Annotated in this window: 4 protein-coding genes; all 4 read left to right on the plus strand. The window is 48.6% G+C overall.

Annotation, left to right across the window (positions count from 1 at the left end; genetic code table 11):
- The first annotated feature begins 24 nt into the window (after positions 1-24).
- Genes ACKFKH_RS03965 through ACKFKH_RS03980 form a run of 4 tightly spaced genes read left to right on the plus strand, consistent with a single transcriptional unit; the run spans position 25 to position 14876 of the window.
- On the plus strand, positions 25-3162 hold the full coding sequence (locus ACKFKH_RS03965; RefSeq protein WP_446856937.1) for a non-ribosomal peptide synthetase: 3138 nt from the start codon (positions 25-27) through the stop codon (positions 3160-3162).
- Between the two features lie 6 nt (positions 3163-3168).
- On the plus strand, positions 3169-9270 hold the full coding sequence (locus ACKFKH_RS03970; RefSeq protein ID WP_446856938.1) for an amino acid adenylation domain-containing protein: 6102 nt from the start codon (positions 3169-3171) through the stop codon (positions 9268-9270).
- A 21-nt stretch (positions 9271-9291) separates the two neighbouring features.
- Positions 9292-10338: a TauD/TfdA family dioxygenase gene (locus ACKFKH_RS03975; RefSeq protein WP_446856939.1), complete on the plus strand. Its 1047-nt coding sequence runs from the start codon at positions 9292-9294 to the stop codon at positions 10336-10338.
- Positions 10339-10355: 17 nt separating this feature from the next.
- On the plus strand, positions 10356-14876 hold the full coding sequence (locus ACKFKH_RS03980; RefSeq protein WP_446856940.1) for an amino acid adenylation domain-containing protein: 4521 nt from the start codon (positions 10356-10358) through the stop codon (positions 14874-14876).
- Positions 14877-14879: the final 3 nt, after the last annotated feature.

Here is a 14879-nt window from a genome sequence, read left to right on the forward strand (position 1 = left end):
GACTGAGTTAAGAGAAATAGATTTATGCAAGACCCAATCATTACAGGATATAGATTGTCTCCCCAACAACAGCGCTTGTGGGGGCTACAGGCATCTGGCGATCGCTATATCGCTCAATGTGTGATTCAGTTAAACGGAGAGATTGATGTCGATCGCCTACATGCTGCTCTCCAAGCTGTTGTTAATCGCCATGACAGTTTACGAACTACGTTTGGTCGTCGGGCTGGGATGAAACAACCGCTGCAAATCATTCATCCTGTAGCTTCAATCGTCTGGCGATACTGTGATCTGAGCGTTGAAGCTAAAGCTTCTCAAATCGAATCCTTGATCGAAGCAGAACAAGGCGAGTTCGAGAGTCTAGAACAGTTGCCATTGTTGCGATCGCTCTTACTTGCACTGTCACCCCAAGAATTCTTACTGATCCTGACATTGCCTGCGCTCTGTGCAGATTCGAGAAGTTTACAAAATTTGGTAAAGGATTTATTTCAAGCTTACACGCATAACTTGATAGATCAAATTTCATCAGAGGAAGTGGTGCAATATGTACAGTTCTCAGAGTGGCAGAATGAACTGTTAGAAGAAAATAACACTGCGGAATCGTACTGGCAGCATTCGCAGCTAACCTCATTAAAGTTGCCATTTAGAATGATCTCAGATGGTATCACTTCATTTAAGCCACAGGTTTATTCTGTTCCCCTCTCGCCTGAAATTAACACTCAAATTCAAGCGACAGCAGGGCGGTATGGTGTGTCGATCGCACTCTTTTTACTAGCGTGTTGGCAGGTGTTAATTGAACGACTGACCGGACAAGCAGAAATCACGATCGGAGTCGTTTGGAGCTATCAACAGTATGAAGAATTAGAGTCTGTTGTTGGCTTATTGAGCCAGTCTCTACCCTTAAAAAGTCAGTCAACCAAAGGGATTTCATTCAGCGAAGTGCTGCGTCAAACTCATCAAACCTGGCAGGCGATGGAGGAGTGGCAGGACAGGTTTGATGGATTGAAGGATCAAGAATTTTTTCCCTTAAGCTTTGAGTTTTTTGAGCAGTTATCCCAATCTGTGCCAGAACTATCCTGGGAAATTGAGCGACAGCAAGTTTATAGCGATCGCTTCGATCTAAAACTCAGCAGCTTTACACAAGCAGGTCATCTAACTATCGAGTTGCAGTACAATTCCAACCTGTTTTCTACTCAAGCGGTTTCCTGTCTTGCGTCTCAGCTACAAACTCTACTCGAAAGTGCCACTGCTCAACCAGAAGGCTCGATCGCTCAACTTAATCTTCTCAGCGCTGAAGACCTTGATCAACTGCTAGTCAAATGGAACAATACGGCGGTTGCCTACCCACTCAATGCGTGTTTGCCTCAGCAATTTGAACAGCAAGTTGAGCAAAATCCAGATGCCACTGCATTGGTGTTTGAGAGCCAATCGATGACATATCGAGAATTAAATAGTCAAGCTAACCGACTCGCTTACTATCTACAACAATGCGGGGCTAAACCAGATACTGCAATTGCGATTTATCTGGAGCGATCGTTAGAGCTAATTATCGCAATTCTAGCAGTTCTAAAAGTAGGAAGTGCTTACCTGCCGCTAGATCCAGCCTTGCCAACTGCTGGCTTGGAGTTTCGGTTGCAGGATGCTCAGGTGCCGATCGTCCTCACTCAGAAATCGCTATTGCATCGCCTACCTGAATCCCTGCCGCAGGTGATCTGTGTGGATCACGATCAAGCGACGATCGCTCAACACAGCCCTGAGAATCTCAATCTTGCGATCGCTCCGACCAACACTGCCTACATTATTTACACGTCTGGTTCGACTGGACAAGCTAAGGGAGTGATGATTGAACATCGACAGATTCTCAACTACCTGCACAGCATTTCAGAGCGGTTAAATTTTCCACCTAACGCCAGCTATGCGATCGTGTCTACGCTGGCAGCCGACCTCAGCTACACAATGCTGTTTCCCTGTCTCTGTAGCGGCGGCTGTTTACATATCATTGCGGTTGACCGCGCCTGTGATGCTCAAGCACTGGCTGAATATTTTAGCCAACACCCGATCGACTGTCTCAAGATCGTTCCGTCACATCTACAAGCTTTACTCGATTGTCCAGATCCCACCAAAATTTTGCCTCGACAGCGATTAGTTTTGGGCGGAGAAGTTTGCCGTTGGAGCTTAATTGAGCAGATTCAACAACAGATGCCCACCTGCGAAATCTTTAATCACTATGGGCCGACGGAAACAACGGTGGGAGTACTCACGTATGCTGTTAAGCCAGAGGATTTAGCGAACCGCATTTCGGAAACAGTGCCGATCGGACGAGCGATCGCCAACACGCAGATTTATGTTCTGGATAGTCACGGACATCCTGTGTCGATCGGAGCCACAGGTGAACTTTATATCGCTGGTGCAGGACTAGCGCGAGGGTATTTGAACCGTTTTGATCTAACAACTGAAAAATTTATCTCTCATCAGCTTGATCGACGACTTTACAAAACTGGAGATTTCGTTCGATATTTACCCAACGGCAACCTGGAGTTTTTGGGGCGCGTTGACCAGCAAGTTAAATTGCATGGATTTCGGATTGAACTGGGAGAAATTGAAGCGCGATTGCTACACCATCCAGAGGTGAGAGAAGCCATCGTGCAGTTGAGGGAAGACGATCCGAAAAATCCGGTGCTGGTTGCTTATGTAGTACTACAGGCTTCAATTCCTGTGTCAGACCTGCGGCAATTTCTGAAGCAGAAGCTACCGGAATACATGATTCCCGCTGCCTTTGTGGAATTAAAAGCGTTGCCCTTGACTGCCAATGGCAAAGTTGATCATCATGCGCTGCCTACACCTGAAAAAGCCAAATCTGTCCAATCTTATGTTGCACCTCGCAATTTGGTTGAAGCGACGATCGCTGCTATTTGGTCAGAAATTCTGGGGTTGGAAATGGTTGGCATTTACGACAATTTCTTTGAGCTAGGTGGACACTCTTTGTTGGCAACTCAAGTGCTGGCTCGACTACGCCAGACCTTTCAGGTGGAACTCCCGCTGCGGCAACTCTTTGAGGCGCACACGGTTGCAGCAGTTGCTGAACAGATCGAAGCAATCCTGCTGGCGGAAATTGAAGAACTAACCGAAACAGAAGCGCAAGAACTTATTCAAAAGGTGGGATAGAAAATTATGCAGCACGACGACTCGATCGCAACTCGAAAATTGCAGCTTTCAGACGCAAAACGCGCCCTGCTAGAAAAGCGTCTGTGCGGTGAATCTGTGGATTCTAGTAAGCAGTCGATCGTGGCTCGTTGTCCTACACAGGCAGGAAACCCACTGTCTTTCTCGCAGCAGCGTATGTGGGTTTTGAATCAGCTAGAGCCAGAGAACGCTGTTTACAACATTCCCACAGTTCTGCACTTACAAGGTTGTTTGAATATTCCCGCTTTGGAGCAGAGTTTGAATGAAATTCTACGCCGTCATGAGGTGTTGCGGAGCAGTTTTACCACGCTTCAAGGGCAACCGCTTCAAGTCATTCATCCGGTTGTCAGTCTCAATATTCCTGTGGTAGATCTATCTGAACAATCCACGACTCAACGGCAAACAGAAATTCAGCGTCTTGCGATCGAAGCAGCTCAAAAACCGTTTGATCTGAGTCAGGTTCCGCTTTTACGAATTACACTGCTGCGGTTGCAATCCACTGAACATACTATCTTATGTACGATTCATCACATTGTCTCGGATGCATGGTCAGCACAGGTGTTGATGCGTGAATTAGTGGTTCTTTACCGCGCTTTTTCTCAGGGCAATCCTTCTCCGTTACCGGAACTGCCGATTCAATACGCCGATTTTGCCTATTGGCAGCGAGAATCCCTCAAGGGCGATCGACTGAACACACATTTATCTTACTGGAAACAACACCTACAGTCTTTACCGCCACTGTTATCGCTACCCACCGATTATCCGCGTCCTCCGGTTCAAACCTTTCGGGGAAAAACCTACTGGCTGCAACTTTCGGCTTCTCTCACTGCCAAGCTCAAGCAACTGAGTCAACAACACAACGCTACGCTATTCATGACCCTGCTGACAGCCTTCACGACGCTGCTGTATCGCTACACTCAGCAAACGGATATTTTGGTTGGTACGCCGATCGCGAATCGCACCCAAAGCGTGACAGAATCCCTGATTGGCTGCTTCGTTAACACACTGGTTCTGCGAACAGATCTATCAGGTGATCCCCCATTCAGCGAGTTACTGGCGCGGGTGCGAGAAGTGACATTGCAGGCTTACACTCATCAGGATCTCCCGTTTGAACAACTGATCGAAGCGCTTAATTTAGAGCGAACATTGAGCCATGCTCCCCTGTTTCAGGTCATGTTCGGGGTGCAAAATGTGCCTACAACTACACTAGCATTGCCAGAACTAACAATCACTCCTCAACCGTTGGAGAGTAGCACTGCCAAGTTTGATTTATCGCTTCTCTTCAGTGAAACTGAACAGGGATTGTTAGGCGGACTGGAATATAACTCTGATTTGTTCGCAGTCGATACGATAGAGCGATTGATCGGACACCTGCGAATGTTGCTGGAAGGAATCGTCACCAATCCACAGCAACGCCTCAGTCAGCTACCGTTACTGACCGCAGCAGAACAGCAACTCCTGATTCAATGGAATCAAACGCAGGTTGTTTATCCAGAGCAGCTTTGTTTGCATCAACGGGTAGAAAGACAAGTCGAGAAAACTCCCGACGCGATCGCTGTTGTCTTTGAAGGGCAACACCTTTCCTATCGAGAGTTAAATACTCGTGCCAATCAACTCGCGCATTTTCTACATCGATTAGGAGTCGGAGCAGAAGTGCGAGTAGGAATTTGCTTGGAGCGATCGCTAGAAATGGCGATCGCACTGCTGGCAGTTCTTAAGGCGGGTGGAGCCTACGTGCCGCTTGATCCAGACTATCCATGCGATCGATTAGCATTTGTGATCACAGATGCTCAAGTTCCGATTTTACTAACCCAACAGCATTTGAAGCCGATCGTCTCGGAATTTCAGGGGCAACTTCTTTGTCTAGATACGGATTGGGGTCAGATTGCTCAGGAATGCTCCACTAATCCTGATCCTGTTGCCAGCTTAGAGAATTTAGCGTATGTGATTTACACTTCTGGCTCTACAGGCAAGCCGAAAGGAGTGATGAATACCCATCGAGGCATTGATAATCGCCTTTGCTGGATGCAAGCAACGTATCAGTTAACGCCCCACGATCGCGTTCTCCAAAAAACACCATTTAGCTTTGATGTCTCCGTCTGGGAGTTCTTTTGGACGCTGGCTACGGGTGCTTGTCTAGTTATGGCTCAACCGGGCGGACATCGAGACAGTGCCTATCTTGTCCGGTTAATTGCAGAACAGAATATCTCGGTGCTGCATTTTGTTCCATCTATGCTTCAGGCTTTTCTAGAGGAGCCAGAATTACCAGAAGCCTGTGGCTGCATTCGGCAGGTTTTTTGTAGTGGCGAAGCTTTACCTGTGGAACTACAAAATCGCTTTTTTGAGCGACTAAACGCCGCCCTACACAATCTCTACGGGCCTACAGAAGCCGCGATCGATGTGACGTACTGGGAATGCGATCGTCATCCTGGACAATCCACCGTTCCGATTGGTCGCCCAATTGCCAATACACAGATTTATTTACTTGATCCATGCTTGCAGCCCGTTCCGATTGGGGTTCCCGGTGAGCTTTACATCGGCGGAATGGGTCTAGCGAGAGGCTATCTCGATCGTCCGGTACTTACGGCAGAGCGATTTATTCCCCATCCTTTTAGTGATGTACCGGGAGCAAGACTTTACCGCACAGGCGACCTAGCTCGCTACAGAGCAGATGGAGTAATTGAATTTTTGGGTCGAACGGATTATCAAGTCAAAATTCGGGGATTCCGGATTGAGTTAGGTGAAATTGAAGCAATTTTGAGTCAGTACCCCCAGATCCGGGAAGCAGTGGTAGTGGTGCGGGAAGAAGTAACCGGACAGAAATACCTAGTTGCCTATGGAGTTCTGCAAGATGCTGAGGAAATTGCAGTTCAGACGCTACGAAGCTGGCTAAAACAGCGATTGCCAGAGTATATGATTCCTTCAGCCTTCGTCTGGTTGGAACAGATGCCGCTAACTCCCAGTGGCAAGACCGATCGCCGTGCCCTACCCGCACCGGAGATCTCCCGATCGAGGTTAGCCACTCGCTACATCGCTCCCCAAACATTCATAGAACAGCAGCTTGTGGAGATTTGGTCACAGATGTTGGCGATCGAGACAATCGGAGTGCAGGACAACTTTTTTGAATTGGGTGGGGACTCCATTCTCAGCCTGCAAATCATTGCAAAAGCAAATCAAGCTGGATTGCATTTAACTCCCAAGCAGTTGTTTCAACATCAGACCATCCAAGCGCTGGCATCCGTCGTTAGCACTGCCTCTCACACAACGGCTGACCAGAAGTTAGTCACGGGTGCACTGCCGCTGACCCCGATTCAACACTGGTTTTTTGAGCAGTCATTACCAGACACACACCATTGGAATCAAGCAGTTTTGCTAACAGTGCATCAGCGGCTAGATCTCACTGTTCTCAAACAGGTGATGCAGCAGTTACTGAGCCATCATGATGCTCTACGATCGCGGTTTTATCAAGAAGAAAACTGTTGGAAAGCGGTCAATGCAGAATGGTCACCTAATCCCTGTGCTGAGATCGATCTTTCTGAACTACCAGACACACAGCAAAATAGTGCAATGGTTAGAGCGATCGAGCAACTGCAAGCCAGCCTGAATCTGGCAGAGGGATCGCTGATACGGGTGGTCTGGTTTAATTTTGGCGCTGGTAAATCCAGTCGTCTGTTGTTCATCATTCATCATTTGGTTGTGGATGGTGTGTCTTGGCGCATCTTGTTAGAAGACTTTCAAATGCTCTATCAGCAGCAGCTTCAAGGACGCACCATGCAGCTACCCAAAAAAACGACTGCCTTTAAACAGTGGGCGCAACGGTTGCAACTCTATTCACAGTCTAAGGAATTACAACAAACTCAAACCTATTGGCTGTCTCCCGGTTGGACAGAGCCAATTCCGATCGATTTCCCAAATGGAATGAACACTGTTGCCAACACTCATACACTGTCCGTTAAACTGAATCAGGCAGAAACACAGGCGTTGTTGCAGCAGGTGCCTGCTGTTTATCGCACTCAAATCAATGACTTACTCCTAACCGCACTGGTTCAGGCATTCGCTCAATGGACTAGAACTTCCCGGTTGTTGGTCAATCTGGAAGGTCACGGACGCGAACAGCTTTGGGAAGACATAGACCTATCGCGCACGGTTGGCTGGTTTACCACGCTATTTCCAGTACAGCTAGATTTGACAAATATCACTGATCTGGCTGAGGCATTAAAATCAATTAAAGAGCAGCTACGCCGGATTCCTACTCGTGGATTGAGCTATGGAGTGCTGCGTTATCTCAATCAAGATACGGTTGAACCACTACGATCGCTGCCTCAAGCCCAAGTTAGCTTCAATTATCTGGGTCAGTTTGATCAATTGCTGCCAGAGTCTTCCCTGTTCGAGCTTGCGCCGGAGTCTGCTGCACCCCTGCAAAGTTTGTCCAGTAGTCGCTATCATCTATTAGACATTCAAGCTGGAGTCACAGGGGGACAACTGCATCTCAACTGCACCTACAGTCAAGCAGTGCATCAATCCGCCACGATCGCTGCGCTCATGCAAACCATTGTCGCATCCTTGAGAACATTGATCGATCATTGCCTATCTCTTGGTGCTGGAGGAAGCACCCCTTCAGATTTTCCGCTTGCAGAGCTGGATCAAATCACTCTGGATCAGTTGGTTGGTGGCGATCGCACGATCAAAGATTTGTATCCGCTCTCTCCAGCACAGCAGGGAATTTTGTTTCACACGCTGTATGCGCCAGACCACGGACTCTACAGCACCCAACTATCATTTAATTTATGCGGAAAATTGGATACCGTTGTTCTCCAGCAAACCTGGCAGCGGATCGTTGATCGCCATCCTGTTTTTCGGACTGCTTTTGTTTGGGAGGGACTTGATCGACCCTTGCAAGTTGTGCGACAGCAGACTTCTTTATCCTGGCAGGAAGCAGACTGGCGCGAATTGTCCCTAGAACAGCAAGAAGCCCAGATTGCCGCTTTATTAAAAGACGATCGACAGCGTGGGTTTCAAATCCATCAAGCTCCACTGAGTCGGATTCTCCTGATCCGACTGACAGAAGACACCTACCGATTTATCTGGCATTTCCATCATTTGATTTTAGATGGATGGTCTGTGCCGCTGGTGTTTCAGGAAGTGTTCGCCACCTATGAACAGCTCTATCAGGAACAATCAGTCCTTGCGCCGCCGACTCGTCCCTATCGGGATTACATCACCTGGTTAATCAACCAGGATCTTGCGTCAGCCGAAGCCTTTTGGAGTCGAATGCTGCAAGGATTTACGACCCCAACCCACTTCCACAACTCGTCAGCCAACGTCGATCGAGCTAGTGAAGCCGCAATTCTGTCTCGATCGTTCACGCTCCAAACCACTGCCGCGCTGCAATCCCTGGTTCAACAGCATAGGCTAACGCTGAATACACTGATTCAGGGAGTTTGGGCACTGTTATTGAGCTATCACAGTGGCAGCAAGGATGTAGTATTTGGTGCAACAACAGCAGGTCGTCCGGTGACGCTGTCTAACTCGGATTCTATGATTGGGATGTTTATCAATACTCTGCCTGTGCGGGTGCAGATTAATCCGGATGCTGCTTTCATTCCCTGGCTTCAAGCAATTCAAGTTCAACAGAGTGAAGCCCGACAGTATGAATACACGCCACTGGTACAAATTCAGCGGTGGAGCGATCTTGCTCCGGGCTTGCCGCTATTTGAGAGCCTGATCGTATTTGAGAATTACCCGATCGATGAATCCCTAAGACAGCGATCGACTCAATTAGACATTCAGCGAGTCAGTTCCAGCGTGAATAATGGCTATCCGCTCACCGTGCGAGTGATTCCCGAAACAGAGTTGTCATTGCAACTGTTGTATGACCCGGCTCAGCTAGATACCGACGTTATGAATCAATGGCTACAGTGTTTTTCAACAGTTTTACGCCGAATTGCCGAACAACCGGAGGTGCCGTTAAAAGAACTCATTACCTGGATCGTTGCAGCCGAGCAGCAACACCAGCAAACCAAAGCACAGGAGCTAGAGCAATTAAGCCTTCAGAGGTTGAAATTGACTAAGCGACGCAAACAGCAGTAACCCTTGATGGAATGTCCTACTATGAATCAGACTCCAGATCCCACGACTTTCATCCGGCAGCATCGACGCAAGTTAGTGACTTCTACAACTCAGCTTGTTCAGATGCAACCGTCTGAACAACAGCTTCCTCTGATCATTCAGCCAACATTGGAAGGGCTGAGTTTAGCGACGTGGGCAAAGGAGAATCGACGACTGATCGAAACAGAGTTGTTGAAACATGGCGGGATTCTGTTTCGTAACTTTCAAGAGTTAGGGGATGCAGATTTTGAGACATTCATGCAGGGGGTTTCCCAAACCGCAATGCCTTATTCCTATCGATCGACTCCCCGCACCCAAGTTCGCCCTAATGTCTACACCTCCACAGAATATCCAGCGGATCGGGCGATTCCACTTCACAACGAAATGTCCTATGCGCGGCAGTGGTGCCTGAAAATTAGCTTTTATTGTGTTCAGCCTGCTCAACAAGGGGGAGAAACTCCGATCGCGGATAGTCGCCGGGTTCTAGCGCAGATTCCTGACAGCATTCGATCGCGATTTCAGAATGGTGTGCTGTATGTGCGAAATTACGGTGGGGGGTTGGATTTGCCCTGGCAGGAAGTCTTTCAAACGGACGATCGATCAGTCGTTGAAAAATACTGCCATCAGGCTGGAATTGCAATTGAGTGGTGGGGACAGGATCAGTTAAGAACTCGTCAGGTGTGTCAAGCGATCGCCACCCATCCTCAGACGGGTGAAGCGGTTTGGTTTAATCAGGCGCACCTATTTCACATCACGAGTTTAGGCGCAATGCTCCAGACTGATCTGATTCAAGGAATTCCTGTGGAAGCACTACCACGCAATGCCTACTATAGCGATGGTATGGAGATTGAACCCTCTATTCTCGAAGTAATTCGCTCTGCCTATGAGCAGGAGACGGTACGATTTCCCTGGCAAGCCGGAGATGTGCTGCTGTTGGACAATATGCTCACTGCACATGGACGCTGCCCATTTTTGGGTTCACGTCGAGTTCTGGCGGCAATGGCAGATCCTCACAGTCCAGATATGCTACGGGCAACAAACAATCATTGATAAGTAGGAACTGAACTATGCAATTACCCACGATCGAGGGATACCGACTGTCACCCCAACAAAAGCACCTGTGGTCTCTACAGCGATCGCATCCTGACATTCCGACGATCGCTCAGTGTATCTTGCTATGTGAGGGAGCGCTTCAGGTTCAAACTTTGAAGACAGCGATAGAAAAGGTGATTCAACGACATGAAATCCTCCGAACAGCGTTTCAATGCTTGCCGGAGATGATTCTGCCGCTTCAGGTGATTCAGGAGGAAACTAATCTCAGCATCTCTGTGTCAGAACCTTTATTCGATCGTGGACTGGTTCAAAATCTGGAACTAGCTGTTCAGGACTACTTACAAAAAAATAGTCAAGCCCCCAGTCTTGAGCAATCTCCATCACTACGAATAGCGATCGTTCCCCTGGCTCCACAGCAACATTTGTTGATTTTGAGTCTTCCGAGTTTATGTGCAGATGCAACGACGCTACAGCTTCTTGCTAGCGAAATTGGCCGTACCTATGCTGGTGATTTTGATAGTCAACTAGATGAGCCGATGCAATATGCAGATCTAGCAGAGTGGCAAAATGACCTCTTGGAAGCGGAAGCAACGAATTGCGGTAAAACTTATTGGCAGCAGCAATTCATGGATTTAAGCGGATGGAAGCTTCCCTTTGAGCGCCAAGGTCTTCAGTCTGCACCGTTTCAACCGCGCTGCTTCACCGCTCACCTGGATGCTGAAACCATTAGCCAGTTCGCTCAATATGACAACGGCTCGATCGCGGCGGTATTGCTGACCTGCTGGCAAGTGCTGCTGTGGCGGATGACGAGTCGATCCGATATCACCGTCGGTGTTACCAGCATGGCGCGAAAGTACGAGGATTTGCAACACGCTCTGGGACTATTGGACAAATGCTTACCATTACAGAGCCATTTGGAGGAGCATGATCTCTTGAGTCAACGGGTGCAGCAGACGGCTCAGATCATGCAGGAAGCACACCAATGGCAAGAATACTTTACAGGTTTGCCTCTAGTAACTTTGCCCGTTGGTTTTGAGTTTGCGGAATGGTCTGTGGCATCAACGCCTGACCTAACTTTTTCTATCTATCAGCAAGCAGTTTACCTGAATCGTTTCAAAATTAGACTGTCCTGTGTTCGTCAATCCGGGCAGCTTCGAGCCGAATTTCATTATGATGCCAATCTGTTTGCAGCCAATGCGATCGCTCAAATTGCGAACAATTTTCAAACCTTACTGACTTCAATTATTCATCAACCGAATGCTAGACTCGCAGACCTCAATTTGCTCAGCGATCGCGATCGACAGCGGCTCTTAGTGGATTTCAACCCAACAACAATCAACCATTGCAGCTACAGCACAATCCATCAATGGTTTGAACAACAGGTAGAAAAATCACTCGATCGCGTTGCCGTAGTCTTTGAGGATCAATCCCTCACCTATGCGGAACTAAATGCCCGCGCCAATCAACTAGCTCACTTCCTGCAGACACAGGAAATTGAACCTGAACAGCTTGTGGCGCTATATGTCGATCGTTCTCCAGAAATGCTAATCGGCTTATTGGGAGTTCTTAAAGCAGGTGGTGCGTATCTACCCCTTGATCCGGGCTTACCTACGACGGCAGTTGAGCAGCGGTTACAGCAGGTTCAAGCCTCAATTCTCCTGACCCAGCAGAAACTTGCAAATGATTTGACATTGACGATGCAGGTAATTTGTCTGGATACGGACTGGTCTACGATCGCTCAACAAGCCACCACCAATCCAACCCACTGCACAACACCCGAAAACTTAGTTTATGTCCTGTTCACATCAGGTTCAACAGGTCAACCGAAAGGGGTAGCTGTAGAGCATCGACAGTTGTTGAATTATGTCAACGGCATCTTAACCAGGCTGGCTATCCCTGAAGGGGCAAGTTTTGCCACAGTTTCTACTCTGGCTGCGGATTTGGGCAATACTATGCTGTTCGCCTGTCTATGTACAAGTGGCTGTTTACACCTGATTTCCCAGGAACGATCGCTCGACCCTAACGCACTAGCAGAATACGGTCGTCAGCACGCGATCGACTATCTCAAAATTGTTCCTTCCCATCTCAAGGTGTTGCTGGACGCTACTGATTGTCAGGCAATCCTGCCCCGGCGACAGCTAATCCTGGGTGGAGAAACACTGCATTGGCATCTAGTTGAACGAATTCGGCAACTTGCGCCCACTTGCCAGATACTCAACCATTACGGGCCGACAGAAACCACTGTGGGCGTGTTGACTTATGAAGTTCGAGAACGCCTATCTGCAGCTGATTCTGAGACGGTTCCATTAGGCTACCCGCTGCCAAATACCCAAGTTTATCTACTAGATACTCACCTCCAACCTGTCCCGATCGGCGTTGCGGGTGAAATTCACATTGGCGGCGCTAGCGTGACTCGTGGATATTTCGCCCAGCCTGAACTTACAACCGCCGCTTTTGTGGCGCATCCATTCAGCAGCGATCCAGATGCCCGACTGTACAAAACTGGAGATTACGCCCGTTATTGCCTAGATGGAACGATCGAGTTTTTGGGACGTGCAGATCAGCAAGTGAAAATTCGGGGTTTCCGAATTGAACTGGGAGAAATTGAAGTGGCGTTAAAGCAACATCCAGAGGTGCGAGAGGCGATCGTGCTTGCTACAGAAGCAGAACATCCACAACTGATTGCCTATGTAGTTTTTCAGGCTGCTGATGCGATCGAGAATCTGCGCCAATTTCTGCAAGCCAAACTTCCCGAAGTCATGATACCGTCCGCGATCGTGCCATTGAAGACACTGCCGTTGCTGCCGAATGGCAAACTCGATCGTCACACATTGTTGGCAATGGATCTTCCCCAATCCAACACCGCTAGCGCATTTGTTCCACCGCGCACTTCCATCGAAGCAACGATTGCTCAGATTTGGGAGACTGTTCTCAGACTGCCACAAGTAGGAATTTATGATAACTTTTTTGAGTTAGGTGGGGATTCCATTCTCTGCATTCAAGTGATTGCGAAAGCCAGTCAATCCGGACTCCGATTTACACCCAAGCAATTGTTTGAGCATCCCACCATTGCGACGCTAGCAGAAGTGGTCAATACGGCTCCCATCATTGCCGCAGAGCAGGGAGTTGTGACGGGAATTGTGCCGCTGACTCCGATTCAGCACTGGTTTTTTGAGCAAAATCTCCCAGAACCACACCACTGGAATCAATCGATCCTGCTGCAAGTTCAGCAACCTCTTAATCCAGTTTTGCTGAGGCAAGCACTGAGTCATCTGCTGCAACATCACGATGCCCTGCGGCTGCGGTTTCATCGAGATGCAACAGGCTGGCAACAGATTAATACTGATGTTGATACGATCGTGCCATTCACTCCAGTAGATTTGTCTACCCTTGCCGCCGCCGATCAATCTGAGGCAATTACCGCCGTCGCCACCGACCTGCAAACAAGCCTGAATCTCGCGAACCGTCCTTTAATGCAAGTTGCACTGTTCAACCTCGGTAATTATCAGCCCGATCGCCTGTTGCTGATTCTGCATCATCTCGTGGTTGATGGGGTGTCCTGGCGCATTCTGCTAGAGGATTTGCAAACAGCTTACCAGCAATTAGCTCAAGGTCAAGCGGTACAGCTACCTGCTAAAACAACGTCCTTTAAGGAGTGGTCAACCCGTTTGCAGAACTATGCTAACTCGGAGGCACTCCAGCGGGAACTCACTTACTGGCAGCAAGAGAGTGGAGCCGCCACACTGCCAATGGATAATCCTAGCGGAGCCAATACGGTTGCCCTGACCCAAACAGTGTCCGTCGCGTTGACCCAAACAGAAACCAATGCTCTCCTCCAGGAGGTTCCAGCCACCTACCAAACTCAAATTAACGATGTGTTGCTCACGGCACTGGTGCAGGCATTTTTTCAGTGGACTCAAATTCCCTCGCTTTATCTCGATTTAGAAGGACACGGGCGAGAGTCGCTGTTTGAAGAGGTGGAGGTGTCCCGCACGATCGGCTGGTTTACCACAATTTTTCCTGTGCAATTGCAATTGGATGATCCTCAGCATTCCGAACAATGTTTGAAATCCATCAAAGAGCAACTGCGCCAGATTCCTCGGCAGGGCATTGGTTATGGCATTTTGCGCTATCTGAATCAGGATGAGACGACGGCTGGACTGCGCGATCGTTCGCCCGCTTCTGTGAAATTCAATTACCTGGGGCAAGTAGACACGATCGCTGCTCCAACGTCCTTATTTGCCCCTGCACCGGAATCAACAGGGTCGGGGCGCAGTCCTCAAGGCAACCGCCGTTATCTGCTCGATATCACTGCAATTGTGAGCGAGGGACAACTGCATCTACGGTGGGATTACAGCGCGGAAATTTACCAACGTCCTCGCATTGAGCAGTTAGCCCAGCACTATCTCACCGCTCTGCGATCGCTGATTGTTCACTGTCAGTCTCCAAACGTAGGCGGTTACACTCCCTCAGATTTTCCAGATGCTCAACTCGATCAAGAAGACCTCGATTTACTGATTGCTCAGTTAGATTAACCA

Source organism: Phormidesmis sp. 146-20, from assembly GCF_052939475.1.

Bases quoted from the DNA above. Each gene is read 5' to 3' on its own strand.
- ACKFKH_RS03980 (WP_446856940.1), top strand. From the start codon at position 10,356: ATGCAATTACCCACGATCGAGGGATACCGACTGTCACCCCAACAAAAG.
- ACKFKH_RS03970 (WP_446856938.1), top strand. From the start codon at position 3,169: ATGCAGCACGACGACTCGATCGCAACTCGAAAATTGCAGCTTTCAGAC.
- ACKFKH_RS03965 (WP_446856937.1), top strand. From the start codon at position 25: ATGCAAGACCCAATCATTACAGGATATAGATTGTCTCCCCAACAACAG.
- ACKFKH_RS03975 (WP_446856939.1), top strand. From the start codon at position 9,292: ATGAATCAGACTCCAGATCCCACGACTTTCATCCGGCAGCATCGACGC.